This window comes from Halobacteriovorax sp., from assembly GCF_041587335.1.
Taxonomy (GTDB): Bacteria; Bdellovibrionota; Bacteriovoracia; order Bacteriovoracales; family Bacteriovoracaceae; genus Halobacteriovorax.
In genome coordinates, this window is record NZ_JBFGYP010000005.1 from 31,097 (window position 1) to 56,665 (window position 25,569).

Below are 25,569 nucleotides of genomic sequence, written 5' to 3' on the forward strand. Positions count from 1 at the left end.
CACAAAGGAAAGTTTCAAATGAATGACATTGTAATCATAGGATATGGTTCTCAGGCAAAGGCGTGGGCACACAATTTTAGAGACTCGGGAAGAAATATTAAAATTGCTCTACGTGATAGTTCAGAGTCTATTTCAGTAGCTAAAGAAAAAGGCTTTAAAACGATATTACTTTCAGAGATTGAAACTGAAGTATCTTCTACATATGTCCTTTTAACTCCTGATCATACTCATCTTGAAACTCTAGAAGAGATCTATCCAAAACTTCCAGTTGGGACAAATATCATTTACGCACACGGATATAGTTATACCGCCTTTAATTTTAAAGAGAAATTTTCAAATTTTAACCACCTACTTCTTGCTCCAAAGGCAATTGCCAGTGAGTTAAGATTTCAATATGAAAACAAAGGAAAACTTGGTGCGGCCTACTCAGTTGAAGATATACCAAAAGAAAACTCTAAGTCTGCCACTGAACTTATAATATCTATTGCAAGAGATATTGGAATAACTGCAGGGCCATACGAGACGACCTTTCTAGAAGAAACTAATGCAGACTTATTCAGTGAGCAGTCTCTACTTTGCTCAATTCTCCCTTATGGAGCACTCCAGGCCTATAATAAGCTTAGATCTAAAGGTGTCAAACGAGAAATCGCATACTTAGAGTGTTGGCTAGAGGTAAAGCTCATAGCTGATGCAATGGTGAAAATGGGACCAGTCGAGTTCTTTAAGCTAATTAGCCCCAATGCTCTCCTCGGCGGAGAGAAGGCACAAAAGCTATTATTTGACGAAGAGTATGATAAAAAACTAGATTCCCTACTAAATGACATCTGGAATCAGGATTTTTTTACAGAGTGTAAAGGTCTTGATTTCAATACATTACGATCTAGTGTATTAGAGAGATGGGCAAAAGAAGAACTTACAGAGACTCATAATGAGTTAGCCCCTGAGCTAATAAACAAGTAGGATTAATTTGAGAAAGCTAACTACTTTAAAGATTAAAAATCATAAACTTCAAAATGAAAATAAGTCATTGCAAATGTTAACTTGCTACGATTTTCAATCTGCGCAAATGTTAAATGAAACAGAAGTTGATTTCCTTCTTGTTGGTGATAGCCTCGGTAATGTCATGCTTGGTTATGATACTACTGTGCCTGTAAGACTTGAGGAAATGAAAATATTTTCTGCCGCTGTAAAAAGAGGTGCTCCTAATAAATTCATTGTTGCTGATTTACCTTTTGGTACTTACTCAACAGTTGAGCAAGGAATTCAAAGTGCGACAGAGTTATTTCAATACTCACAAGTAGAGTCAGTAAAGCTTGAAGGTGCTTTCCCATATCAATTAGAATTAATTCAAAGACTAACTCAAATAGGTATCCCAGTGATGGGACATATTGGTCTTACCCCTCAATCAGTTCATGAGCTTGGTGGTTACTATGTTCATGGAAAGAATGAAGATTCTGCTAAGAAGCTATTAGAAGCAGCAATGAATCTTCAAAAAGCAGGTGTCTTTGCAGTTGTTCTTGAATGCGTAAAAGAAGAGATTGCAACACTTATTACTAATGAGCTTTCAATACCTACAATAGGTATTGGTGCTGGAAATAAAACGGACGGACAAGTATTAGTACTAAATGACTTGCTTCAACTTGGTCCAAATAGACCTCCAAAATTTTGTACACCAATAGCGAATCTCTTTAAGACTAAGAGTGAGCTCATCACAAACTATCTAAATAAAAATCAAGAGACAGCAAAAGCCAATGTACAACCTTCAGTCCATTGATAATGGCAATAGCCATCCTCACGTTGGAATCTTTAAGGACGGGCAACTTACTTTTGTTAGCCCGTTAAAAGAATATAGGTTTGACTCAGAAATTGATTCGATAGCCTCTAGTGTTGGACCTTCAAGTAATATCTCAAACCTGAAGTATATTTCTCTAAAGAAATTTAGAAAAGAGACGTCATTTCTAGAGATGCCTGTTCATTATGAAATGACTCTAGGTGAAGATAGACTTCACCAAGGATACTACGTCTATAAGAATAAATTGCCAGGACTTACACTACTAATTGATGCAGGAACTTTTACAACAGTAGACTTTATTCAAGATGATGGAATGAAAGGTGGATACATCTTTCCAGGAATTCAAACATTTTTAAAGTCTTATTCATCTGGAGCAGAACTTCCACAAATTGGAAATTCAAATTCTTTGATTCCAGACTTAGAAATTCCAGGCTCAACTAAATCGGCCATTGAAAATGCCATGAAATATTCTCAGGTTGCCTGGCTTGAAAAGCTCTTAAAAGAACATCAAATAAATGAAATCTATCTAAGTGGTGGAAATAGTTCCTTATTTAATGAGGTCTTAGAGAATACCTTTAAAGGTGTGATTAAATTTGAAAAAAATCTCATCCACTACTCTCTTTATGAAATATACTTATATCTAGTTAAGAATAACTTAAAGGATTAATTATGACTGAAAAAACAGATTTCCCATACCTACATGGTTTTAGTAATACTGAGCAAATGAGACTGGCAAAGCAGGCCAAGTTTGCAGAGTATACTGTTTATAAAGAAATCAACTTTTCAGAACAAAAGAATATATTAGAAGTTGGTAGTGGTGTTGGTGCACAGACTGAAATTCTTCTTAGAAGATTCCCAAATTTAAATGTAACAGGAATCGACAGATCAGATAAGCAGCTCGAGACGGCAGCAAATTACTTAAAGTCGCTTGGAGGCTTTGAGGGTCGTTACGATTATAAGGAAATGGATGCTACAGACATGGGCTTTGAAGGTGAAAAGTTTGATGGGGCATTTCTCTGTTGGGTACTAGAGCACATTCCTAGCCCTGCAAAAGTTTTAAGTGAAGTGAGAAGAGTTCTAAGACCAGGATCTCCTGTTTATATTACAGAAGTTCTAAACTCATCATTTCTTTTAGATCCTTACTCTCCTAATGTTTGGAAATACTGGATGGCATTTAATGATTACCAATATGATACAAATGGTGACCCATTCGTTGGGGCCAAGCTTGGTAACTTACTCTTACAACAAGGATATAAAGATATTCATGTTGAAACTGTAACTTGGCACTTAGATAACAGAAGACCAAAGCAGAGAAAAGAATATATAGACTTTTGGCATGAGCTTCTACTGTCAGCTGCTGACCAATTGATAAAAGCAGAAAGAGTAACTCCTGAAGTGGTAGAGGGAATGAAAAAGGAAATGAGACAGGTTGCGAGTGATCCCAATGCTGTATTTTACTACTCATTTATTCAAGCAAAAGCGAAGGTTTATTAGAGCCTTCTAAGAGAATATAGAACACTATGAAATAAGAGCGGGACCATTACTAAGCAAAAAACAAAACCAATCATTGGTCCCGACTTCATCCCATCAATTAATAAATCAAAATCTTTAAATTCAAAGAAAAAGTTTTTAAGTATATCTATTTCATTAGGTCTTAATTTATCAAAGCAGACTTTAAAAATGAAAGAGTAGAAAATAATAAAAACAAATGTGATCCACAGTCCAACTTTGGCATTCTTAGACTTTTCAGAATTGAGCTCTTTTGAACTCCAAAATATTTCTCTTCCTTCAAGGTCTTCTCTTTTTACAAACTGAGTTTTGAAAAGCATATCAATTGAAAACTTCCCCTTAGACTTTTTCTTCAAGAAGCTATGAAAGGAAGGAAGAGCAATGATAGTTAAAATACAAGAATATAAGAAATTGATATGGTCAAAAGATTTATAGACCATAAAATATCCAATAGCTAAACTTGCAACAGTAAAGATCATCCCTAAAAAGAGATGGTAGGACTTCTTAAGTCTCACAAATTCGTAACTATTTTTTAAAGAGTAAATTAATACAGAGCTACCAATACTTCGTGAGATATAATTCTTTCCCGCTGTGAAAAATAAATATGATGAGCCATTGAAGTGAAATTCAATTAAATCTCGAAACATTAGCTGTCTAGAGTTATTACGCTGAACAGATCTAGCAATATACTTCTCAGTGGCAACAACTTTCCCTACGATCTCTTTTCCATATAGGAAATAAATAAGATCGCTAATTAAAAGGATTAAACCAGTAATCAAAAATATTATAGGAACTAGCCCAAGAAGTATTTCACCAAGCATTTTTACTTATGCAATAGATCTTTAATAACATCTGGTGCTGCAATAGCTCTATACTTCTTACCGTTAGTCGTTCTTATCCAAAAACCATCAATAACCTTCTCGGCCATTGGGATCTTAATAGGTTTTACAGATACAATATGGTCTAAATTAAAGATCATTTCTTCATGTGTTTCTTCAAGCGCTTGAACATTTCTATCACTTACCACAGTAAATTTTCCGAAATTCATATAATACTCCTTTTAATTGAACGACATTATATCACTATAGAGAAAAATTGTCAGAATCATTCACCTAACCTACTTAAATTACATAAAAAACAACACCTGGCGTCTATTCAATCTAACTCACCCGGTCTATAAACCTCATACTGGAGAGATATGAAAGTTCTACTAGGTGTTTGTGGGTCTATTTCGGCCTATAAAACATTTGATTTAGCCAGGCTTTTAGTTAATAACGGCCATGAAGTAAAAGTTGTTCTAACAAGAGGAGCAGAGGAATTCGTGCGTCCTCAGGTTTATAAGTACCTTGGGGTTAAAGAAGTTTTCTCTTCATTAGATGATTTTAACTACCCAGGAACTGAGCAAAGAGATTCGACAGTCCTTCATATTGAATTAGCGAAGTGGGCAGACAAGTTGGTTGTTGCACCACTTTCAGCAAATACCCTTTCTACATTTGCTCATGGCGCAGCTAATGACTTACTTTCTTCAATCTTTTTAGCGATAGATCAGTCAAAGCAAATATTATTATTTCCGGCCATGAATACAAAGATGCTCACCCATCCATTTGTAAAAGAGAATTTAGATTTAGTAGAAAAGATTAAAACTCTTCCACAGGTCTTTGTATCTCCAACCAAAGAAGGAGAGCTTGCCTGTGGTGATATTGGTGCTGGAAAGCTAGCCTCTATTGAAGTCATAAGTGAGCTTATTGATACATTAGACTTTAATGGTAAAGAAAAGAAGATAGTGATCACAACAGGAGCTACCATTGCGAGTATAGATCCTGTTAGATATTTAACAAATGCCTCTAGTGGAAAGACTGGATTTGAAATGGCAAAAAATCTGCTCGCAAGTGGATTTAAAGTCACGGTTATTGCTGGAAAGAATGCTACTGAGAAACTAGACCTACTTATCTCACATCCTGCATTTAATTTAATAAGAGTAGTTTCTACAAGGGATATGCTTGAGGCGGCTACAGAGTCTGTAAAAGATGCTGATGCATATATCTCTGCAGCAGCTATTTCAGATATTGAATTCATTCAGGGAGATTCTAAACTAAAAAAGAATCAACTAAATAATAGTTTAGAAATTTCAACAGCTCCTGATGTTTTAAAAAGTGTTCTAGAGAACAAAACAGCAAAATTAAAAGTTATTGGTTTTGCAGCTGAAACGAACCTGACAGAGAGTGTTCTTTTAGAGAAGTGGAACCGAAAGAAAGTAGACCTTCTAATAGGAACACATGTCTCTAGTGGTCTAACAAATAATGACAAGATTACTCAAGGCTTTGCTACCGACCAAGCAACATATAGCTTACTAAGAGATGGTCAGATTTTCTTCAATGGAGAGCTGACTAAGAAGGAACTTTCAATGAAAGTTCTGCAGGAATTTCTATGATCAAATTATTTAATAAGGTAAATGAATTTAAAGAATATAGAAAATCACTTACTAGTAAAAGTATTGGGTTAGTACCAACGATGGGAAATCTTCATAGTGGTCACTTAAGTTTAATCTCACAGTCTGCCTTAGAAAATGAAGTTACAATTGTCACAATATTTGTAAATCCCCTACAGTTTGGGCCAAATGAAGACTTTGACAAATACCCTAGAACTTTAGAGCAAGATATTCAAAAGATTGAATCTCTTTCAATAGATAGAGATATATTGATTCTCTCTCCGAGTGATCCAAAAGAAATTTATCCAGACAACTTTAGCACGACCATATCTATAAAAGGTCTCACTGAAAATCTTTGTGGAGCATCTAGACCCGGTCACTTTGATGGAGTGACAACTGTTGTTTATCAGCTATTTAAAATAGCGGCACCTAAAACTGCTTACTTTGGACAAAAAGACTTTCAACAACAATTAGTTATTAAAAAGATGGTCAATGACCTAGACTTACCGGTAGAGGTAAAAACAATGCCTATTGTAAGAGAGGAGTCAGGACTTGCAAAATCAAGTCGCAACCAATACTTAAGCGATCAACAAATATTAGAAGCTCTTGAATTAAATCAAACATTAAATAAAATTTCTGATATATTAACCAATCAAACATACTTAGACGCTAGTATAGATTTAAACTCTCTACTAGAGCCTATTATCAAGGACTCCAGGTGGGAGTATCTTGAAATACTAGATAGTGAAAACTTACAGGAAATAACTCCAAAAACGAACTCAGCAGTTATCTTAGGTGCTCTAAAGATTGGAAGCACAAGACTAATTGATAACCAAGTAACAAAGATACAATATGCTAGATAATGAATTCCATATTTCAAAAGATGCCAGAGCTTCTCTTGTCTCTCTTGTTTGTCCAAAATTTGAAGAACACAGTACAGAGAAAGATACGGCGAGATCACTCAATGAGTTAAGAGAACTATTAAACACTCTTGGTATTGAAAATGGTGATGAGTATGTTCAAAATAGAAAGTCAGTTGATCCGGCCACCATTCTTGGTTCCGGAAAAATTAAAGAAATTGCTGACGCTGCTAAAGAAGAAGGTTCTTCACTTCTAGTATTTGATTGCGAATTAACATCTTCTCAAATTAGAAATATAAAAAATCTAACAGGCCTCTCAGTTGTTGATAGATGCCATGTTATTCTTGAGATCTTCTCTCAACACGCAAGAACAAAAGAAGCAAAAATTCAAATTGAGATCTCAAGACTTCAGTACCTACTTCCAAGACTTTCAGGTTTTTGGACTCACCTTTCAAGACAGAAGGGTGGTATTGGTGTACGTGGTGGTGAAGGAGAGCAACAGATTGAGCTCGATAGAAGGATTGTAAGAGAGAGAATAGAGTTCTTTAAAAAAGAACTAGAAGAAGTTAGAAAGTCGAGAGAACAACAGAAAAAGAAAAGAAAGAATAAGGCCGTCACAGCGGCACTTGTTGGCTATACAAACGCTGGGAAGTCTTCTGTAATGAACAGACTATGTGGTGTTGAAGTCTTAGAGGAAAACAAACTCTTTGCAACACTGGACTCTACTTACAGGATGCTAAACCCTGATACAAAGCCACCTATGATTCTAATTGATACAGTTGGTTTTATTTCAAACTTACCCAATACGCTAATCGATGGTTTTAAGACAACGTTAGAATCGGCCATAGAGGCCGATCTACTAATTATTCTTTGTGATATATCAGATCCAAATTACAAGAAGCACTTAGAGGTTACACAGACCGTTCTAGGAGAGCTTGGAGTTACAGATAAGGACCAAATGATAGTCTTCAATAAGAAAGACCTTCACCCAGATCCTATTGGGCAAAAAATTATTCTTAGAACGACTCCAAATAGTCATCTTGTTTCAACATATGACAAAGAAGATATGACTAATCTTAAGTCGAGTATTATTAACTATTTCTTAGATAAACAAGATCACTACGATCTCTTTGTTCCCTATGAAGCTGGAGATGCTCACTCAAAAGTTGTATCTAAAACAAACGTATTGGCGACTCATACACATGAGAGAGGAATTTTTTATAGAGTAAGAGTTCCTAAATTTATTTTCAGTCCGCTGGATTTAAATAAGTATATCCTTGCGCCAGATGATCCTCTTAATGAAGAGTTTATTTACGAGTAATTAAAAAAGGGACTTTAATCATGCCTAAGTTTAGAACTCTTATACTACTAATACTTGTATCAGCATGTGCAATTCTCCCTACTTCTAGAAATGATATTAAAAAAGAACTACAACGTCCTTTATCAAAGCAGTTAAATTCATTTACTTCTGATGGTTGCTCTAAGTGGCCTGATGGAACTAGAGAGAGACCAAATGCCTGGCTTATATGCTGCTTTAATCACGATAAGGCCTATTGGATGGGTGGAACTAAGGAAGAGAAACTTAGCGCCGACAACCAGCTTAAATCATGTGTTGAGAAAAACTTTTCTGCTCCCATGGGAATTCTTATGTATCTAGGAGTCTCAGTAGGAGGAATTCCAGACTATAAAACAGACTACCGCTGGGGCTATGGCTGGAATTACGACAGAGGATATTTAGAGTTAACTGAAAAAGAGAAGAAGTATGCCACAAAGCTTCTCCCAAGAGAGGGAGAATCAATGTGGAACTATATTAAAAAATAAGTTTTTTATGCCATTGCTTAACTCTATCATCAAAATTTTCAACATTTATGATATCGCATGCAACATCTTTAGAGGGCTCAACAAAGAGATCGTGCATTGGCTTTACCTGTTTATAAAACTGGTTTCTCACACCTTCTTTTGTTCTTCCTCTTTCATGAACATCTCTATACAGGCGCCTTTCAAACCTTAGGTCCTCTGGACAATCCATATAGATTTTATAGTCTAACTCTTCAACAACCTGTGGTTGAGAAAAAATGAGTATTCCATCAACAAATATCAATCTTCTAGGGCTTAGAGTATCCCCTTCAGAGCTTCTTGAGTGAGTTGCAAAGTCATAGATAGGAACATTAACAGAGTTACCTTTTTTTAATTCAGCGATATGCTTGGCCAAGAGATTAAAATCAATTGAGTCTGGGTGATCAAAATTAACCGCCCCTCCATCGTGATCAAACCTCTTAGACTGATCGAAGTAATAGCTATCTTGCCCTAGGACGCAACACTCACTCTCACCAAGCTTTTCTCTTAATCTTCTTGCGAATGTTGTCTTACCAGACCCACTTCCTCCGGCAACACCAACTATTGTCACTTCCATAGCTATCCCTATTTTGTATTATATAGTCTGTCTCCTGCATCACCTAGTCCAGGTAGCAAGTATCCTTTTTCATTTAGTCCATCTTCTTTACTAACTGTATATACTTCAACATCTGGGTGAAAGTGATTAATTCTCTCTAGTCCCTCAGGGCTAATAAGTACTGTCAGCATAGTGATCTTTCCAACATTGTACTGCTTAAGTCTATCAAGAGCAGAGATAGCTGTGTCACCTGTTGCAAGCATTGGGTCTAAGAGTAGTACATCTTTCCCCTCACACTTCTCAGGAAGCTTAAAATAATATTCAACAGTGTTGTTAATAAACTTATCTCGGTACATTCCAACAAAACCTACAGCAGAAAATGGTAGGGTATCTAAAACACCATCAAGTAATCCATTTCCGGCCCTAAGAACAGAGACAACCATTGGGTAATTCTCAATAATTGGAACAGATGCTCCCATAATAGGAGTTTCAATATCAACTTTTGTTGTTTTCATATCTCTGGTTGCTTCATAAGCAAGGAAGCGACCAATTTCATTCATAATATCTCTAAATGCTCTAGAGTTAGTATTCTTGTCTCTTAATAAAGAGAGCTTATGTTGAAGTACTGGGTGATTTATTTCATGTAAGTTATTTTTCATATTCTCTCCAATTTAAAATACTGTTCCATCACTATCTAGTTTAAGAGGAGGAGATAGATCTACTCTCTTTTCTTTAGCTAGTTTTCTTCCTGCCCACCAAGTTCCACCTTCTAATACTTTGGCCAATGGAAACTCTTCTTCGGAGAAGTTTAATTCTTTTCTAACAATATCTGCGATTTTGTCTAGAAGACTAACCGTTAGAGCTCTCCACTCAATGATAATTTCACTGTCTGGCTTGTGAGCAACATCCATCATTTTTGGATCTCTTAAAGTAATTAAACCTGAATCTATTAGAAGACCACCATTGCGGTATTCAGCTAGTCCCGTCATATTATTTACAGAGTGAACTGTGAAACCAGCTTCTACAAATGGCTCAATGAGTGAGTATGTTAGCCACTGAGATAACTTATGAAATGGTACAAGAGAGTTTAAATCATCTTTTTCACCAAGTGCAGGATGGCTCCAAACATCTCCTAGAGAAACTCCATCAACCTTTATTCTAGAAGGCCAGATGTCTCCAAAGTGAGTAAGTACTGCTTTTAAAAGGTCAGTAGCAGCAAACTCCATTCCATGCTTATTCTTCATATAATCTAAAATATTTCCAGGTCTTCCACCTACAAATACATCTGCTTTAGAATTAATACACTTTCCTAAGCTCGCAAGTAGTCCGGCCCTTCCCTCAACTCCAACTAATGGATTAGAAGAAGAAACTTGGAAAGATTTCTCAATATCACTTCCAGAGATACTCATCAATTTTGTTGCATCAGCTCTCTTAGAGTTATCTGTAGAAAAGGCTCCATTCATAAACATATGCCAGCTAGCAACGCCTAGGCCTTCACTTCTATTGAAGGTTTTTCCCTCTTCTTCAAAGCTCCAGTTTGGTCCAGCCCCTGCATCTAAAAGAACAGAAGTGATAACTAAGTCTAGTTTTGTTCTAGCTTTTTCCATCGCATCTAAAGATTCTAAATCTTTATTGAGCTTTGAATTCCTATCGACATCTCCCACCTGAAAGTGTCCCCATCTTGAATGGAAAGGAATTTTTAAATCTGGATAATTTTCTCTAATAACTTCTAAAACAATCTTTGAAACATCCTCTAATTTACTTTCGTGATATTCAAAGTTTGTTTTACCTGCAACTGTTAGATCAAATAGCTTTGCTGTTTTCTCTCTAACTGCTTGAGCACTTAAAATATAATCTATATCTTTATTCATTTTAATACCTTTATTACTCTTCTAAATTTCTACCAACAACTTTACCAAGATCATCTGTGCTCTTAACTTCACCATCAGTGAAATACCCAGCAGCTTTCTTAGCTTCCATCTCAACTTGAGCGTCCGCTGGAATTAATTCATCAGGAATAGAAATTCTATTAATTACTTCGATACCACTCTTTGCGATAGCATCGTATTTCATATTACTCATTGAATGAAGATTATGAATTCTCTTTACTCCAAAGTACTGAAGTACGTCAGGCATGAATTCTTGAAATCTTGCATCTTCAACACCTGCAACACACTCCGTTCTCTTGAAGTAATTACTTGCAGAGTCTCCGCCCTCTTGTCTCTTACGAGCATTATAGACTAAGAACTTTGTCACTTCTCCTAGTGCCCTTCCCTCTTTTCTATAATAAACAATAAGTCCAACTCCACCCTTTTGAGCAGTTTTTGTAGCGTGTTCAATTCCATACGTTAAATAAGGTCTACAAGTACAAATATCAGAACCAAATACATCTGATCCATTACACTCATCATGAACTCTACAACTTAGTTCAACTTCTGGGTTTGAAAGTTTATCAACATCACCAAATATATAAGCAGTAGTTGAGCCAATTGGTGGAAGTAAAACTTTTAAGTCTGGTCTAGTTACAAGCTCTGGAAACATTCCTCCAGTTTCATTAAATAGAATTTTTCTTAGTTCACCTTCATTAATTCCTAATCTCTTAGCAATTCCAGGAAGGTACCATACTGGCTCAAAGGCAACCTTCGTAACCTTTACAGACTTATCTTTAGCAATGATATCGCCGTCAATTTCAAGCCTTCCTTTATCAATCGCCTCAAAAATTTCAGGAATATGAAGTCTTGCCTGAGTTACAGCAATCGTTGGCTTAATATTATAGCCTTCCTTAATATAGTCACCATAAAGCTCTTGAACATGTCCACCCCATGGGTCAATCGACACTATTTTTTCTGGATCAAACCATGACTCTTGAGGCTTTATCACAACTGGGGAGAAAGTATTTTCTAGCTCAGGTCTATGCTCTCTAGGATAGTCTCCATTAGCAATAGAAAGAGCTCTATAAACAGTATAAGAACCACTGTGAGTACCAATTGCATTTCTATTTTCCATCTCAGAGATTGTTGCAATTATTGGTCCTCTCTCCTTTGGGTTATTTGCTCCCCAATTAACAGGAAGAGATTCTTTAAAAATTTGATTACTATGAGAAGTTAATACCACATGACTTGGTCTTTCAAACTTATCGTTTTTCATATATTTCTCCTATGGATGAGACTTAGCTCATCCAGTTATGATCATTTTGCATCTGCCACTTTGTTGTGACTTTCTTATTATGTGACCAGAAGTTTAAACTGTTTTCACCAGTAATATCTCCATGACCAAACTTCGATTCATTGATTCCACCAAAGCTAAATGGTTCTCTTGGAACAGGTACACCAATATTAATTCCAACCATTCCTGCACTTGCATTCTTAGCTACAATCTCAGCTAGAGATCCGCTATTAGTGAAAACACTGGCAGCATTCCCATAGTCATTTGCGTTTTCAATCTTTAAAGCTTCAGTAATATTTTCGCATCTAATGATACTCATGATTGGTCCAAACAGCTCTAATTTAGAGGCCTCTGAATCTTCACTAACACCATCAAGAACAGTTGGTCCTAACCAAAAACCTTCACCAAGTCCTTCAGGCTTCTTTGCATTTCTTCCATCTAATAGAATTTTTGCTCCATCTTTTTCGGCCTTATCAATTGCAGAATTTAAGAACTCTACTTGTTCTTTAGTAATGATGGCCCCCATCTTATCGCCTAGAGTTGTAATTTTAGCTCTTTCAATAATACTTTCAATTTGCTTATCAACATTACCAACAGCAAGTAAAACAGATGCGGCCATACATCTTTGTCCGGCGCAACCTGTGAATGAGTCAGCAATACCTACTCCTGCCATTTCTGGATCAGCATCAGGTAGAAGGATAATATGGTTCTTTGCTCCACCAAGACAAAGAGCTCTCTTTCCTTGTGTTGTTGATCTTGCGTACACAAGCTTAGCTATTTTAGATGATCCAACAAAACCAACTGCCTTAACATCTTTGTGGTCAATAATTGCATTCACACAGTCAGCAGTTCCATTAAGGATTGTTAATACCCCAGCAGGTAATCCTGCTTCAGCTAGAGATTTCCCTATTAAAGTTGCAGTTAAAGGAGTTTTTTCTGAAGGCTTCCATACATATGAGTTTCCTAAAGTGATAGCAATAGGAATTGTCCACATAGGAACCATGGCAGGAAAGTTAAATGGTGTGATAGAGGCAACAACACCTAGTGCTTCTCTTCTATATTCACAAGATACACCTCTTGAAACTTCCATCTTAGCACCAGCATCTAAGTTTTGAAGGCTGATTGCATATTCTAGAACTTCTATTCCTTTCATAATCCCGGCCTTAGACTCTGGGATTATCTTTCCATTTTCTAGTGAAACAATGTGAGCGATTTTATCAATATCTCTAAGAAGGATCTCTCTAAAGTTAAACATCACTTTAGTTCTATCTTTAATTGGAGTTTTTCCCCAAGCGACTTGTGCTTCCTTCGCTTTTAAAATCGCAGTATCAATTTGAGATTTTGTGGATTCATTAGCTCGCCCTACAATAGACCCTGTGTACGGTGAATAAATATCAATAGTAGCACCATCGCCTTTGATCCATTCTCCCCCAATAAAGTTTGGGGCTTCTATTACCTCTTTAGGTATTTCAATTAAACTCATTATGACTCCGTATTATAAATAAAATAAATAGCCGCTTATTATAGGACAAATATACAGAGCTTGAATACGAGACGCATCAAAGTGTTGAAATTAAAGAAAGGTATTAGTTAGACCTAAAAAAGACCACTTCTAAAGTAGATAGTAAGTGCGACAATGAGCAAAATAATAACTAATGAGCTAATAATGGTGATTAATTCTTTATCCATGAATCCATTATTAACGAATAATGGACTTAGGAAAAGATCTTTTTAAGAATAGATTTCGCTTCAATAGGCTTATCTAAAATGAGCACTGCTCTATTCATCCATTCTTGTGGCAAGTTTTGCTCAGGAAGCTTAGTTACACCAACAGGAATCTGCGACACTTCTTGTAAATCAGTCAGTAGCTTTTCTTGATAACTTTCTACAGTTTTCCAATCTACAAGAATGAAATCTGGCTTTAAGTCATTGAAAAAATATAAATTATCACTCCCATCTTCAGTCGTGAAGGCCTCAAGCTCTTCATTCGCGCGACACAGGGCTTCTAGTAAATCCCTAAGGAAGGTCTCTTCTTCAATATAATATAGCTTTTTCATTTCTATGAAATCCCTAGCATGTTAGAGTGTTATACAAGGTTTTTAACAAACCAAATTCTAGAGGGAAAGCAAAATATGTCAAAAAGTAAAATCAAAGTCATCGAGGCCAATTCATTAGAAGTTCTTTTTGAATGCGACTTTGAAGATCATGAGAAGGCTTTTGATTATGCTAGAAAAATGGAAGAAATGGGAATAGATATCAAAATCCATGCACCCTCTCTCTCTGAAACTCTTGCCGTAAGCCTAGGTGCTGATGAGTCAGATCTTTCAACACTAAGAAGTGAAGTTGATGAAGAGATTGCTAGCCACATTCATACTGATGAAATGGGCTGTGTTGTTTGTATGCCAGAAGATCCGAATCTTCCTAAGCAGTAATTTAACTTAAGTCTATAATTTCAAAATTCGATGTATCTACCGCTCCCTTTAAGAAGATATGAGGGACATAGGGAAACCATAGATACTTTCCCTCTCCAGTTTCTTTTATCTTGTTCCAATATTCAAGGGTCTCTTTAGGAACAGAATGTATTTCTTTATAGTTTTTAGAATGAAGCAATTGAACTTCATTCAAAGATATAGAGAAGTCTCCTTTCTCTCTACTTTTTGATCTATTAAAAACCACACCTTCATAAACACTTTCAACTTCTTCTACTGAAACTTTAAAGCATTTCATCCTATGTATTTTAAATCTTGGTTGAATTTTTCGTAGTTCATTAATTATATACTGAGGGTTTAATGCCGAAAACTGAACGACGTCATTCCACTTACAATTAAGAATAGGAATCATCTCACTTACTAGAGACTCTCTACCTTTATACTTCTTTGAATGTGAGAGATAGAGTTCACCTTCAGGATTCATTTCATTTAAGGGAATTAACTTCTTGCCTAGAAAAGGCTCTGGAACTAAATGATAGATATAATTCATTTCATACCTTTAGTGTGTTCAAAAAAATAAAGGCCTATCCAAAGATAGGCCTTATATAATTAAAAGGTCGCGACACAATTATGAGGTTCGCTTCACCTGTTAACTCTTCTTATTGTAGTTCTGCTGAATCTAAGATTCCATTTATTTCTGCTAAGAAAGCTGCACTTGCGGCATCTGCACTTGCTAACGCTTCTTCAGCAGGAGTTAGTTCTGCAACTTCTTTATTTTCAAACTCTTCAATCGTCTTTTCAATTTCAAGGTTTGTAATTCTAGTCACTGCTTCACCACCACAAGATCCACCAGTAACACCAGCTTCACAGTAGTTAACTCCCATACACTGGTAGTCATTTCCATCTGCATCTTGCTTAGTATAGGTTGCGTAATCTTTAGCTCCACGAACTAAGATACCTTCAACTTCTCCACTTCTTGCATTGAAAACTGCAGATCCTGAGTTACCACCAAAAGTATCTAAATCTGAGCTGAAAAATACATCGTTATCATTTAACTGTACAGTTGCATCACCTGAAATCTTCAGTGGAAGACCTGATGGAGAACCGATAACAAATACACCCTCACCAAGAGCAAGTTTCCCCTCTTTTCTAAATTGCAGAGGCTCTTTACCTTCAACAACTCTATCTAGCTCAATCAATGCATAATCCATTTTATCGTGGCTAGTTAGCTTTTGACTAACAATAGTCTTACAAGAGTAAACACTAGATGCTTCAATGCTTAGGTCTTCAACTTCACCTTTTTTATAATCAAATACCCACTTGGCACCTGCACAATCAGAATCTGAAGTCATACAGTGACCAGCAGTTACTAAATACTTATCTCCTACTAGGAAACCTGAACAGTTACCGATAGAAAGTTGCTTCGCAAACTTCTCACCTTCACATAGAGGAGTTCCCTCTGGGTTCCACCAAGATCTAGATATACTCAACATAAATTGTTCAAGAGTTGAGTCCTTTAAGTCATAAGTCATCTTATCTTCAGATAGAGTAAGGTTATAGTTCTTAATCTGAGTTGCTGTAGATGAAGCTAGAGTCTTTCTCATAGAGTTTCTACTATCTACTATATCTATTCTATTATCTTCACCGTAGGCTACTTTTGGTTGAGCTGCTGCGATATTGGCGCTTACACATAAAGCTGTTAATACTAATACTGATTTCATTCTTCTCCCCTTTTTCGATGGCAAAAAACTAACACCCAGAATTTATTGTGTCAGCGAATAGGGCCAGGCATTGTAATTAGTACATGCAAATGTAAGAATATGTCAGACAGATGACATATTCAATGAAATTACAAATACTTATAAAATAATTCACTGCAATATAAAATGTAAGAATGGGAGATAATTCCTAGAGTAGACCAAAAAAAGGGCCCACAAAGGTGGGCCCTAGATATAAAAACAAATTTTAAATTTTATATTATTCTTCGTCTTTATCGATTGAGAAACCTTTGAACTTATCAGCAAGTGTAGCAGCTTTCACTGTACCTGCATTATAAGAACCACTTGCAGCAGCACTTGCAGCAGCTTTAATTGAAAGAGCGATCTTCTTCGCATCTTTATCAATTGAAATTACCATTGCTTTTGCAACGTCACCTTTTTTGATAACGTCTTCAGGCTTATCTACTCTCTCTTCAGAAAGTTCAGAAATATGTACTAGACCTTCAATACCAGTCTCTAGCTCAACGAAAGCACCAAAGTCAGTAACTCTAACTACTTCTGCTTCAACTACAGTTCCAACAGGAAATCTAGTTTCAATTTTCTTCCAAGGATCTTCGTGAAGTTGCTTAATTCCAAGACAGAACTTAGAGTTCTCTTTGTCTACAGAAAGAACAACAGCTTCAACTTCAGATTCTTCTTTGTATTCTTCGTTAATGTTTACGTTTTTCTTAGTCCAAGAAAGATCAGATACGTGAATTAATGCATCAACATCTTCACCTAGATCAATAAACATTCCAAATTCAACAATTGACTTAACTTTACCAGTTACTTTAGTCCCTACAGGGTACTTAGCTTCAATTGCTTCCCATGGATTTTCTTGAAGTTGCTTAAGTCCAAGAGAAATTCTCTTGTTCTCAACGTCAACGTCAAGTACTTGAGCTTCAATTCTTTCACCAACGTTGAAGTGCTTAGCTGGGTTTTTAATTTTCCCTGTCCAAGACATTTCAGAAACGTGGATAAGACCTTCGATCCCATCGTCAAGCTCAATGAATACACCGTAATCTTTAACAGATACGATTTCTCCACCAACTTTAGTTCCAGCAGTGTAAGTCTCTTTAGCTTTTTCCCAAGGGTTTGGTTGAACTTGCTTAAGTCCAAGAGAAACTCTTTCTTTTTCAGAATCAAACTTAAGGATCTTAACATCAATTTCGTCACCCATATTAAGTAGGTTAGAAGGATGCTTAACTCTTCCCCAAGACATATCAGTAATATGTAGAAGACCGTCAATACCACCAAGATCGATGAATGCACCGTAATCAGTGATGTTTTTAACGATACCTTTAACAATCATACCTTCTTGAATTTGATCAAGAATTTCTTGTCTCATTTTTCCACGCTCTTCCTGAAGAATAGCTCTTCTTGAAAGTACGATGTTTCCTCTTTTCTTGTTGAACTTGATAACTTTGAATTCCATCTTTTTACCGATGTACTTATCAAGGTATCTAGTTGGTCTAAGATCAATTTGAGAACCTGGTAAGAACGCCTTAACGCCGATATCTACAGAAAGTCCACCTTTAACCTTAGCGATAACAGTCCCCTCAAGAGGAGTACCTTTTTCACAAGCTTCAGAAATTTTATCCCAAGCTTTAAGGATTTCGGCCTTATCTTTAGAAAGAACAAGGTTACCCATTGATGACTCAAGCTTATCTAAATAAACTTCAATATCGTCACCTTCTTTAATCTTTAGAGAACCATCATAGTTTTGGAATTCTCTAACTGAAACTAAACCTTCTTGCTTATAACCGATATCGATCATTACATAATCAGGTCCAATAGAAACAACGTTCCCCATAAAAACTTCACCTTCTTGAAAGTTCTTAGTAGTTGTTGTGTCTAATAGCTTTGAAAATTCTGTTGCTTCAACAGTTTCTACGTCTTCACCGTAAACGATTTCAAAACCTTCCATCCATTTTTGTTTTAATTCTTGAGTAGTCATATTTGACCTCCCTAGGCTCAGATTCAGGCTTGGATATTCCCGATTCTTTACCATAATTTTAGATAGCGCTGGCAATGCCCGCGTCTCTGTATTCGCTACTGCGACATGAGAGAAATTTGTTTTGCGAAAAGATAACTGATGCACTGGATAAAGTACAGTTAAATATTTTGATTATTTGTTAATTTACAGTCTCTTAAGGGTCTTATTTCTAATTAATCTCTCACGCTTAGTGAGTATCTTTTGATACCCCATAAGTAGTTGATTCTTATAGAATTCATAGCCAAAGTCAGAGATGAGATTCTCCTTTCCCTTACTTAGGCGATTTAAATAATCCGTGTAAGTCACAAAGATCTTCTCAATCTTCTCCCTTATCTCGCGTGCGTCACCTGGCTTATAAGTTTCTCCCAATCTTCCCCTCTTTCTAAACAACTCTTTTGTTGCATAGGTCCTTGGGGCAAGTGAAGGAACATTATTTAGAAGCGAGTTCACTAAGAGATCCTCAATAGGAACTTTTGTATCTAATCCAATCCAGGCATCAACCATTAGGCAACACTGGCTTACATCATCTGTGAACTCTAAAAAGACATTATCTACAGCACCTATTTCGGTGATAAATTTCTTAACACTATCCTTTAGCAGAAACTTATCCCAAGCAACTTCAGAATAGATAAGTAGCTTCACTTTTTTAACAAGACTAGACTTCGTATTAAGTGAGTTTATTGCACTTATAGCAGGCTTTAAAAACTCAATATCTTTTTCGTGTCCCCCGACAGCACAACCAACAAACCATGCTCCAGAGCTCTTATCAGAATTACTAGAATTAATATCCTTGCCTACCCCTAGTCCGGTATACTCAAACTTTCGAATAGGTACTTCTAAATGCCCATGGACACCATCTGCCATTTCTTTAATGGGAAGAAAGACTTGGTCTATCCTTCTAATTAAATTTCTGTGCCAGAACTTTCTATAGAACTTCTTAATCTCATGATTGAAAGTGAAGACAAGAGAGATTTTCGATTTTCTTTTTAGGTAAAAACTCGCTGGCCATAGAAACGAAATATCATAGCAGTGAACCAGAGAAATATTGAATTTTGTAAGATACTGAACAAATGCGTTTAGCTTATGCCACTTCAAGAAGTTAAGAGAAATACTTCCAACGTGAAAAAGACAGTCAATACCTAGCTCTTTAGCTTTTATATTAATTATAGAATCTCTTATGCAGTATAAGAAAATATTATGTCCTGTCTCTCTAGCAATCAAGCAATCCTTAATTGCCATTCTCTCTCTTGTTCCCCATTTAGAACCAAGACAGACATAAAGAATATTTTGTTGATCACGAAAGATATTTGCCATTTAATACTCTCCAGGGAAAATATCACTCATAGAAAACCTTTTATCACCCTGACTATAGTCTACAAGCTCTCCTTCAATGGCACCAATTTTAACGTTGGCCTTGAACTTTAAAATCTTTCTATACTTATCTGTACTAAACCAAAAGTTAATATCCCCTTTTTTAGACAGAACACCTGGGAAGCGAGTTTCGGCCTTAATCTTAAATGCCTTAACCCATTTTCCCATAATCTTAATTTCTTCAATTTTTTCAACTTCCATTTTCATTAACCAAATTTTTGTTCTCGTAATTATTGGAAATTCATACTTACTACCTATTTTTAATTCCAGTCCTCTCACAAAATAAAGAGCCGAGAAAGAATCCTGGAAATACTTAGGAGTAAACTCATTCTTTTCTATCTTTTTAATTTTACCTTTCTTCAGTCTCTTATACCAAAAGTATGTTTTAAGAGTTTCTAAATCAAATAATTGTAAGTCATCCACATTCTGGCCAGACTCTCTTTGAACAAGAGTATATTTAACAGGTAGAAATGTTTTTGCATCAACATAACTCTCAATCCAGTCCTCAACTTCATAGATGTAGTTATAAAAGCTTGCACTTTTAAGAGAACCTTTGAAATGAAACGCCTTACGTCCTGCTACATTAACAACAGGGAGGGTTTCTAGTTGAGCATGCCCCACAGTGATACCGAGGTAGCTCGCTCTTAATACAAATTTTTCATTTGGATAAAAGATTGGCTTAACATTATCCCAAACATACTTATATTTTTTATTATAGCCCTTGAAGACATCAGGATATTCTTCATGTTCTTCTCCAATCTTTTCATCGGGCTCAACACTATCTGAGACGACTTCTTCTTTCGACTTAGTTGAAGTCTTCTTCTTTACCACTTTCTTTTTGGTTTTTGTTTTTGTTTTTATTTTATGTTTTGGTGAGTCCTTAAGCGCAGGCTTGTCTTTAGATGAAGAGACTTTCTCTTTAACTACTTCTTCATCACCCTCTTTAAAATCATGGACTTTAAATTTTTCAAACTGATTATCTTCCAAGTCAAAGGCCTCAACTAACTCAGATGAAACCTGATCTCGAAACTTTCGGTCTTTAGTTGAGGAACACCCCCAAAGAGCGAGAGAGGTGAATGCGATTAATATATATTTTGTATTCATAATTATGACCCAAGTAAAAGAGCTAAGTTTTTAAAATTATTCAGCTTATATATTAACTTCTTGGGTCATCTAAAGAAAGTGGGAAGCTTATTCAAAGGCGGAGTCGATAGAGTCCTTAACATCTTGCTCACCACTTAAGAAATCTACTTTAATCTCAACATAAAGTAGTCTTTCAGTGTCTACAACACGTCTAATTTTAACAATATCCTTCTCAGTAGTTAGTATATAAGCGTCTTCAGCAATGGACTGCTCAACTAGCTGATTAATTTCGTCGGCCTTAAAATAATGATGGTCCGGATATGATACTTGATGGATAACTTCCATTCCAAGATTTTCAATATACTTGAAGAAAGAACTCGGAGAAGCTATTCCTGCAACACATATAACTCTTTTTCCAACAAGGTGGTCTACTTCAAAAACTTTCTCACAAGAAATATTGAAAAGCCCAGTAGGCCTATAGCAAATCTCAGCAAACTTTATTCTAGGATTATACTTATGTACTAACGTTTTTAGAGAGCTTAACTTTTCCTTTGTAACTAAATCGGCCCTTCCAAGAATGACTACGTCAGCATCTTTGAGTGCTGTGAATCCTTCTCTCATATAACCTTGGGGCGCAACCTTGTACTTATCAAGAGACATTAAACTATCAAACAAAACTATATTTAAATTTCTATCTAATTTTAAATGCTGATGACCATCATCCAGTAAAACAACATCTGGAGAGACCTCATCAAAGTAATGAGCAAGGTTTTCACTTCTTTTTTTACCAACCGCTATATATGTATTCTTAAGTCTTCTAGCTAAAAGAAGTGCCTCATCACCATACTCAAAAGGATTGTAACCAAGTCTTGCACCACTTTTTAAAAGTCCACTGCCATGTTCAAGGTTTCCCTTGTAGCCTCTCATAAGAACAAAGACTCTCTTATTCTTCTGCTCCCCTAGATACTCTGATAACCAAAGAGTAAAAGGAGTTTTACCTGTTCCACCAAATGTTAAATTTCCAATTGATATAATTGGGACTTGGAAGTAGTTTTTTTTGAACAATCCATAATTGAACATGAACCTTCGAATAATATAGACCCATTCCCAAATAAGAGTGAGTGGAAGTAGTATCCATTGAAGAATATTAGAAAAAAAGTTACTCACGATATGAATCCTCTATTACTTTCCCCATATATAATCCTGCATCAAACTCACCGCCACTAATAAGAGCGGCTGTCTTCTTCAAAGTAGTGATCTTACTATTATAAACTTCTTCGCTATCAATGATATTAGAAAGCTCTTTTACTAAATTAAATGAAGAGACTCTCTCCTGCAGAAGTTCTGGAAAAACTTCTTCCTCATGTACAATATTTGCAAGAGAAATAAATCCATCATAGGAAAGAAATGTTTTAAATATAAATTCATTTAACAGGGAGCCTTTATAGGCAACTATTGTCGGAACATTAAAAAGAGCTGTAGCAAGAGTGACCGTACCACTTGCAGCAAGAGAGCAATCCGCCCACTTTAAGGCACTACTTAATTGCTCGTTATCCCAAATACAGTCTATATCGTCTTTATAAGGATTAATAAAATCTTTATTAATATTTCCAGATGCGACGAGACCAACACTTATCTTATGATTTTTTCTTAATTCTTTAATACTCTCGATAAAGTCAGGAAGTAAACTCTTTACCTCATAACTTCTACTACCTGGAAGTAGTAATACATTAGTACACTTTTCTAGGTCCTTAAAAGACTTAGCTTCAGGTAGATCTTTTACATCCTTTTCATAATTTAGCCATAGAGGGTGGCTTATGCTCTTGACTCTAGTCACTCCTCTATCTTCAAACCACTTTTTTTCAAATGGAATAATTGTAAACAAAGAATGTACTGTTTTCTCTAGAACTTCTGCTCTATATGCTTTCCAGGCCCATGCCTGAGGAGCCACGTAATATAAAACATTAACACCTTTCTTCTTAAGCCTCTTAGCAAGTCTTAAATTAAAGTCTTGAAAGTCTATCAAGATAGCAACTTTACAATTTCTCTCTTCGACGAGAGATTCAATATTTTTTAGGGCATTGAAATAGAATGGAATCTTTCCAATAACTTCACTAACACCCCATGAAGAAAAATCTTTTAAATGGTAGATTAACTCCATACCTTCTTCTTGAAGTTCATCACCACCAACGCCCCAAAAGCGGCAATCTGGAGAAGTCTCTTTTAAGCTTTGTATAAAGCTCAATGCATGCTCCTCTCCCGACTTTTCTCCCGCTATAATTAAGCAATTCTTCATTACAGTAAGATCTCCTTCTCAGTATCTAAACTAAGAAGAACCTTATCTATTAATTCAACAGCATTTATTCCAGCGGAGAAATCTACAAAAATATCATCACCATTTAAAATAGAGTTATAGAATTTCTCTTGTTCAATAAGTAAGTGATCTCTTTTTTCATAAGGGATTTCTTGAACAAAATCTTCCTGAGCATCACCACTTCCAACAAGTAATTTATTTTCAAATAAATCGAAGAATAGAGTTCCACATTTATTTGTGACTTCTAAATTTCTCATTTCCTTAACATGGTTTCTACTTACTGTTATGTTAGCGCGAAGACCACTCTTAAAAGTAAAGTCAGTACTAACGTGATCCCACTTATCGGTTCTAATCTTATATCCCTTCGAACTTAAAGAGACAGGTCTCTCTCTAAAGAGGTAGAGAAGTAAATCAATATCATGAATCATTAAATCTTGAACAACATCAACATCTGTTGCTCTACCTTTAAAAGAAGCAACTCTATTTAATCTAGCAGTTGGTGCTTCTTCAAAGTACTTTGAAAATTCATCTCTTCTTTCCCAGATTTGATGACATCTCTCACTGTGACCTACTTGAAAAACTAAATTCTTCTTCTCTAAAATTTCACCAATATCAACTGCCTGCTCAGGTGTTGAAGTCATAGGCTTTTCACAAAAGACATGAATATCATTTAATAGTAATTCTTTTACAACGTCATAGTGAAAAGATGTTGGAGTTACAACTATTGCCGCATCAACTTTACCAATAATATCTTTAACTTCAGTAGTTACGATAGTATTAGGGTGGGCCTCTTTGGCCTTAGCTTGCGCCTGCTCAAATGGCTCAACGATATAAGCTAACTCACTGGCCTCAAGTACTGAAACTTTATCAGCATGCCATCTTCCCAAGTGTCCAAAACCAACAACTGCAACTCTTAATTTTTTCAAAACGTCTCCGTTAAATAAATGGTGCTATACCAATTTCACTTTTTCTTATTCCATCACACATTTCATCTATTAATGCATTTCCAGAAAATTCTTCAATTAATTCAGGATGATCAACAAATGCTCTTGCAGATAATGGCGACGACTCCATAGTTCTATAAAAGTCTACAAGCTCAGAGATATCTTTCTTCTCATACCCTTGTCTTCTAAGACCTATAATATTAATTCCTTTTAGCTTACATCTATTTCCGTAAGCAGTTCCAAAGATAGGAACGTCTCTATCAATAGCAGAAGCACCTCCAATATAAGCACCTCGACCTAGAGAAACAAATTGAGAAATATTCGTTCCACCACCAATAATCACACGGCTTCCAACTTTCACATGACCTGCAAAGTTTGTAGAATTAGCAATAATACAATTACTTCCAAGAACAACATCATGTCCTATATGAACGTATGACATAAAGAAGTTATCACTTCCAATAGTAGTCTCTTCTCTATCTTTTAGAGTTCCTCTATGAACAGAGTTAAACTCTCTAAATACATTATTATCACCAATCACAACTCTAGTAGGCTCTCCCTTATATGATAAATCCTGAGGAGCCTCTCCAATTGAGCTATATTGAAAAAAGTGATTATTCTTCCCAACAACTGTATGGCCAACGATTGTTACATGGTGGTGAATAATTGTATTATCACCGATAACAACATCGTCTCCAATTAATGAATAAGCACCTATTGCTACATTTTTACCAATCGTAGCCTTTGGAGAAACAATTGCTGTTTCGTGGATTAAGTTTTCCATAAATTCTCCTACATTTTTACAGAGGCCATCACAGTACATTCAGACACAAGTTGTCCATCATGAAGTAATCGACAATGACTCTCTACCATTGGACCTCTTACCTTTGCGCATTCTGTTTCAATAACTAAGTCCATTCCTGGATAAACAGGTTTTCTAAACTTTGCATTACTAATTGAAACTAGAGCAACATCCATATTCTGAACATATGGATTCTCGTAAGCATGTACATAGATAAAACTTGATGCTTGGGCCATCATTTCAACTTGTGCGACACCAGGAAAAATAGGATTCCCTGGAAAGTGCCCAGCAAAAATTGGATGGTCTTCTCTCATATGAAAATTAGCAATAACTTTTGTTCCTACAAGTTCCTTAAGTGGAAGTAACTCTCCCTCAGCAAGCTCTCTAGGGGCTACAACATCTTCTACTGTATCCACAAATAGAAAAGGATCTCTATGTGGTAAAAACTTTAATACTAATTCGTTTTCAATTTTCATTTCTTCTCTCCCTTACGTAAAGACTCTTTTCGAACAAAGGCAAGGCCTTTCATCCATTCTTTAATAGGTCTTGCAGGGTGTCCTCCAACGACTGCACCATCTGGCCAATCGCAATTCACCATACCGCCTCCAGCAACTTGTACTCCTTTACCTAATGTAAAGTTATCTCCCATAGCTGCCTTACCGCCCATTACGCAGAAGTCCCCTAATACTGCGCTACCACCTATGGCCACGTGACCACAGATTATTAC

Annotated in this window: 27 protein-coding genes and 1 pseudogene; 9 read left to right on the forward strand and 19 right to left on the reverse strand. The window is 36.0% G+C overall.

Annotation, left to right across the window (positions count from 1 at the left end; all coding sequences use genetic code 11):
• Positions 1-18 precede the first annotated feature (18 nt).
• Genes ABX784_RS01720 through ABX784_RS01735 form a run of 4 tightly spaced genes read left to right on the forward strand, consistent with a single transcriptional unit; the run spans position 19 to position 3,286 of the window.
• On the forward strand, positions 19-960 hold the full coding sequence (locus ABX784_RS01720) for a hypothetical protein (RefSeq protein WP_372651838.1): 942 nt from the start codon (positions 19-21) through the stop codon (positions 958-960).
• Positions 961-991: 31 nt separating this feature from the next.
• Positions 992-1,774 carry a 3-methyl-2-oxobutanoate hydroxymethyltransferase gene (panB, locus tag ABX784_RS01725; RefSeq protein WP_372651895.1) on the forward strand — a complete coding sequence of 261 codons (783 nt, stop codon included), beginning with the start codon at positions 992-994 and terminating at the stop codon, positions 1,772-1,774.
• The gene (locus ABX784_RS01730; protein ID WP_372651840.1) at positions 1,752-2,459 is read left to right on the forward strand and encodes a type III pantothenate kinase; all 708 of its coding nucleotides are present in this window, start codon (positions 1,752-1,754) and stop codon (positions 2,457-2,459) included. Before panB ends, ABX784_RS01730 begins: the two co-directional genes overlap by 23 nt.
• A 2-nt stretch (positions 2,460-2,461) precedes the next feature.
• Positions 2,462-3,286, forward strand: a complete 825-nt coding sequence (locus ABX784_RS01735) for a class I SAM-dependent methyltransferase (RefSeq protein ID WP_372651842.1) — start codon at positions 2,462-2,464, stop codon at positions 3,284-3,286.
• Here the strand turns inward: ABX784_RS01735 and ABX784_RS01740 are convergent.
• Together ABX784_RS01740 and ABX784_RS01745 are read right to left on the reverse strand one after the other, a co-directional pair.
• Positions 3,283-4,122: a hypothetical protein gene (locus ABX784_RS01740; protein ID WP_372651844.1), complete on the reverse strand. Its 840-nt coding sequence runs from the start codon at positions 4,120-4,122 to the stop codon at positions 3,283-3,285. The genes ABX784_RS01735 and ABX784_RS01740 overlap by 4 nt on opposite strands.
• A gap of 2 nt (positions 4,123-4,124) precedes the next feature.
• Positions 4,125-4,349, reverse strand: coding sequence for a hypothetical protein (locus ABX784_RS01745; protein ID WP_372651846.1), 225 nt, complete (start codon positions 4,347-4,349; stop codon positions 4,125-4,127).
• Between the two features lie 150 nt (positions 4,350-4,499).
• Here ABX784_RS01745 and coaBC point away from each other — a divergent pair, with 150 nt between their 5' ends.
• The 4 genes from coaBC to ABX784_RS01765 are packed head-to-tail and all read left to right on the forward strand — an operon-like array spanning position 4,500 to position 8,410.
• Positions 4,500-5,732, forward strand: a complete 1,233-nt coding sequence (gene coaBC / locus ABX784_RS01750) for a bifunctional phosphopantothenoylcysteine decarboxylase/phosphopantothenate--cysteine ligase CoaBC (RefSeq protein WP_372651848.1) — start codon at positions 4,500-4,502, stop codon at positions 5,730-5,732.
• Positions 5,729-6,592 (forward strand): pantoate--beta-alanine ligase, encoded by an 864-nt coding sequence (gene panC, locus ABX784_RS01755; RefSeq protein ID WP_372651850.1) that lies wholly within the window; start codon positions 5,729-5,731, stop codon positions 6,590-6,592. The genes coaBC and panC overlap by 4 nt, the downstream gene beginning before the upstream one ends.
• Entirely contained in the window at positions 6,582-7,910 is a 1,329-nt protein-coding gene (gene hflX, locus ABX784_RS01760) for a GTPase HflX (RefSeq protein ID WP_372651852.1), read from the forward strand. Before panC ends, hflX begins: the two co-directional genes overlap by 11 nt.
• 20 nt (positions 7,911-7,930) lie before the next feature.
• Entirely contained in the window at positions 7,931-8,410 is a 480-nt protein-coding gene (locus ABX784_RS01765) for an FAD-binding oxidoreductase (RefSeq protein WP_372651854.1), read from the forward strand.
• Here the strand turns inward: ABX784_RS01765 and udk are convergent.
• The 6 genes from udk to ABX784_RS01795 form a co-directional block, all read right to left on the reverse strand.
• Positions 8,400-9,002: a uridine kinase gene (gene udk / locus ABX784_RS01770; protein ID WP_372651856.1), complete on the reverse strand. Its 603-nt coding sequence runs from the start codon at positions 9,000-9,002 to the stop codon at positions 8,400-8,402. The genes ABX784_RS01765 and udk overlap by 11 nt on opposite strands.
• 8 nt (positions 9,003-9,010) lie before the next feature.
• A complete protein-coding gene (gene upp / locus ABX784_RS01775; RefSeq protein WP_372651858.1) occupies positions 9,011-9,640 on the reverse strand; it encodes a uracil phosphoribosyltransferase in 630 nt (209 codons plus the stop codon).
• A 12-nt stretch (positions 9,641-9,652) separates the two neighbouring features.
• Positions 9,653-10,852: a URC4/urg3 family protein gene (locus ABX784_RS01780; RefSeq protein ID WP_372651860.1), complete on the reverse strand. Its 1,200-nt coding sequence runs from the start codon at positions 10,850-10,852 to the stop codon at positions 9,653-9,655.
• A 13-nt stretch (positions 10,853-10,865) separates the two neighbouring features.
• The gene (locus ABX784_RS01785) at positions 10,866-12,128 is read right to left on the reverse strand and encodes a GTP cyclohydrolase II (RefSeq protein WP_372651862.1); all 1,263 of its coding nucleotides are present in this window, start codon (positions 12,126-12,128) and stop codon (positions 10,866-10,868) included.
• A 22-nt stretch (positions 12,129-12,150) separates the two neighbouring features.
• Complete coding sequence (locus ABX784_RS01790; RefSeq protein ID WP_372651864.1) at positions 12,151-13,629, reverse strand: aldehyde dehydrogenase family protein; 1,479 nt, start codon at positions 13,627-13,629, stop codon at positions 12,151-12,153.
• 232 nt (positions 13,630-13,861) lie between these two features.
• Positions 13,862-14,203, reverse strand: coding sequence for a hypothetical protein (locus ABX784_RS01795; RefSeq protein ID WP_372651866.1), 342 nt, complete (start codon positions 14,201-14,203; stop codon positions 13,862-13,864).
• 75 nt (positions 14,204-14,278) lie between these two features.
• Here ABX784_RS01795 and ABX784_RS01800 point away from each other — a divergent pair, with 75 nt between their 5' ends.
• Positions 14,279-14,578 (forward strand): hypothetical protein, encoded by a 300-nt coding sequence (locus ABX784_RS01800; RefSeq protein ID WP_372651868.1) that lies wholly within the window; start codon positions 14,279-14,281, stop codon positions 14,576-14,578.
• Position 14,579: 1 nt separating this feature from the next.
• Here the strand turns inward: ABX784_RS01800 and ABX784_RS01805 are convergent, their stop codons facing one another.
• The 11 genes and pseudogenes from ABX784_RS01805 to ABX784_RS01855 form a co-directional block, all read right to left on the reverse strand.
• Positions 14,580-15,125: a hypothetical protein gene (locus tag ABX784_RS01805; protein WP_372651870.1), complete on the reverse strand. Its 546-nt coding sequence runs from the start codon at positions 15,123-15,125 to the stop codon at positions 14,580-14,582.
• Positions 15,126-15,234: 109 nt separating this feature from the next.
• On the reverse strand, positions 15,235-16,296 hold the full coding sequence (locus tag ABX784_RS01810; protein WP_372651872.1) for a serine protease: 1,062 nt from the start codon (positions 16,294-16,296) through the stop codon (positions 15,235-15,237).
• Between the two features lie 256 nt (positions 16,297-16,552).
• Positions 16,553-18,289 (reverse strand): 30S ribosomal protein S1, encoded by a 1,737-nt coding sequence (locus tag ABX784_RS01815; protein ID WP_372651876.1) that lies wholly within the window; start codon positions 18,287-18,289, stop codon positions 16,553-16,555.
• 183 nt (positions 18,290-18,472) lie between these two features.
• Entirely contained in the window at positions 18,473-19,642 is a 1,170-nt protein-coding gene (locus ABX784_RS01820) for a hypothetical protein (RefSeq protein WP_372651878.1), read from the reverse strand.
• Positions 19,643-20,803: a DUF3108 domain-containing protein gene (locus ABX784_RS01825; protein WP_372651881.1), complete on the reverse strand. Its 1,161-nt coding sequence runs from the start codon at positions 20,801-20,803 to the stop codon at positions 19,643-19,645.
• An 87-nt stretch (positions 20,804-20,890) separates the two neighbouring features.
• Complete coding sequence (lpxK, locus tag ABX784_RS01830; protein ID WP_372651883.1) at positions 20,891-21,949, reverse strand: tetraacyldisaccharide 4'-kinase; 1,059 nt, start codon at positions 21,947-21,949, stop codon at positions 20,891-20,893.
• Positions 21,942-23,078, reverse strand: coding sequence for a lipid-A-disaccharide synthase (gene lpxB, locus ABX784_RS01835; RefSeq protein WP_372651885.1), 1,137 nt, complete (start codon positions 23,076-23,078; stop codon positions 21,942-21,944). Before lpxB ends, lpxK begins: the two co-directional genes overlap by 8 nt.
• Positions 23,078-24,022, reverse strand: coding sequence for a Gfo/Idh/MocA family protein (locus ABX784_RS01840; protein ID WP_372651887.1), 945 nt, complete (start codon positions 24,020-24,022; stop codon positions 23,078-23,080). Before ABX784_RS01840 ends, lpxB begins: the two co-directional genes overlap by 1 nt.
• 10 nt (positions 24,023-24,032) lie before the next feature.
• Positions 24,033-24,824 (reverse strand): acyl-ACP--UDP-N-acetylglucosamine O-acyltransferase, encoded by a 792-nt coding sequence (lpxA, locus tag ABX784_RS01845; RefSeq protein WP_372651889.1) that lies wholly within the window; start codon positions 24,822-24,824, stop codon positions 24,033-24,035.
• Positions 24,825-24,832: 8 nt separating this feature from the next.
• The gene (locus ABX784_RS01850) at positions 24,833-25,318 is read right to left on the reverse strand and encodes a 3-hydroxyacyl-ACP dehydratase FabZ family protein (RefSeq protein ID WP_372651891.1); all 486 of its coding nucleotides are present in this window, start codon (positions 25,316-25,318) and stop codon (positions 24,833-24,835) included.
• Positions 25,315-25,569: pseudogene (locus ABX784_RS01855) on the reverse strand (UDP-3-O-(3-hydroxymyristoyl)glucosamine N-acyltransferase); the annotation flags it as partial. The gene ABX784_RS01850 and the pseudogene ABX784_RS01855, both read right to left, overlap by 4 nt.

Coding starts and splice junctions, on each gene's coding strand:
- panC (WP_372651850.1), top strand. CDS start 5,729: ATGATCAAATTATTTAATAAGGTAAATGAATTTAAAGAATATAGAAAA.
- ABX784_RS01730 (WP_372651840.1), top strand. CDS start 1,752: ATGTACAACCTTCAGTCCATTGATAATGGCAATAGCCATCCTCACGTT.
- ABX784_RS01800 (WP_372651868.1), top strand. CDS start 14,279: ATGTCAAAAAGTAAAATCAAAGTCATCGAGGCCAATTCATTAGAAGTT.
- lpxB (WP_372651885.1), bottom strand. CDS start 23,078: ATGAAGAATTGCTTAATTATAGCGGGAGAAAAGTCGGGAGAGGAGCAT.
- lpxA (WP_372651889.1), bottom strand. CDS start 24,824: ATGGAAAACTTAATCCACGAAACAGCAATTGTTTCTCCAAAGGCTACG.
- ABX784_RS01805 (WP_372651870.1), bottom strand. CDS start 15,125: ATGAATTATATCTATCATTTAGTTCCAGAGCCTTTTCTAGGCAAGAAG.
- ABX784_RS01765 (WP_372651854.1), top strand. CDS start 7,931: ATGCCTAAGTTTAGAACTCTTATACTACTAATACTTGTATCAGCATGT.
- coaBC (WP_372651848.1), top strand. CDS start 4,500: ATGAAAGTTCTACTAGGTGTTTGTGGGTCTATTTCGGCCTATAAAACA.
- ABX784_RS01740 (WP_372651844.1), bottom strand. CDS start 4,122: ATGCTTGGTGAAATACTTCTTGGGCTAGTTCCTATAATATTTTTGATT.
- ABX784_RS01780 (WP_372651860.1), bottom strand. CDS start 10,852: ATGAATAAAGATATAGATTATATTTTAAGTGCTCAAGCAGTTAGAGAG.
- ABX784_RS01790 (WP_372651864.1), bottom strand. CDS start 13,629: ATGAGTTTAATTGAAATACCTAAAGAGGTAATAGAAGCCCCAAACTTT.
- upp (WP_372651858.1), bottom strand. CDS start 9,640: ATGAAAAATAACTTACATGAAATAAATCACCCAGTACTTCAACATAAG.
- ABX784_RS01815 (WP_372651876.1), bottom strand. CDS start 18,289: ATGACTACTCAAGAATTAAAACAAAAATGGATGGAAGGTTTTGAAATC.
- ABX784_RS01795 (WP_372651866.1), bottom strand. CDS start 14,203: ATGAAAAAGCTATATTATATTGAAGAAGAGACCTTCCTTAGGGATTTA.
- ABX784_RS01720 (WP_372651838.1), top strand. CDS start 19: ATGAATGACATTGTAATCATAGGATATGGTTCTCAGGCAAAGGCGTGG.
- ABX784_RS01810 (WP_372651872.1), bottom strand. CDS start 16,296: ATGAAATCAGTATTAGTATTAACAGCTTTATGTGTAAGCGCCAATATC.
- udk (WP_372651856.1), bottom strand. CDS start 9,002: ATGGAAGTGACAATAGTTGGTGTTGCCGGAGGAAGTGGGTCTGGTAAG.
- ABX784_RS01820 (WP_372651878.1), bottom strand. CDS start 19,642: ATGGCAAATATCTTTCGTGATCAACAAAATATTCTTTATGTCTGTCTT.
- ABX784_RS01745 (WP_372651846.1), bottom strand. CDS start 4,349: ATGAATTTCGGAAAATTTACTGTGGTAAGTGATAGAAATGTTCAAGCG.
- ABX784_RS01850 (WP_372651891.1), bottom strand. CDS start 25,318: ATGAAAATTGAAAACGAATTAGTATTAAAGTTTTTACCACATAGAGAT.
- hflX (WP_372651852.1), top strand. CDS start 6,582: ATGCTAGATAATGAATTCCATATTTCAAAAGATGCCAGAGCTTCTCTT.
- ABX784_RS01785 (WP_372651862.1), bottom strand. CDS start 12,128: ATGAAAAACGATAAGTTTGAAAGACCAAGTCATGTGGTATTAACTTCT.
- ABX784_RS01825 (WP_372651881.1), bottom strand. CDS start 20,803: ATGAATACAAAATATATATTAATCGCATTCACCTCTCTCGCTCTTTGG.
- ABX784_RS01735 (WP_372651842.1), top strand. CDS start 2,462: ATGACTGAAAAAACAGATTTCCCATACCTACATGGTTTTAGTAATACT.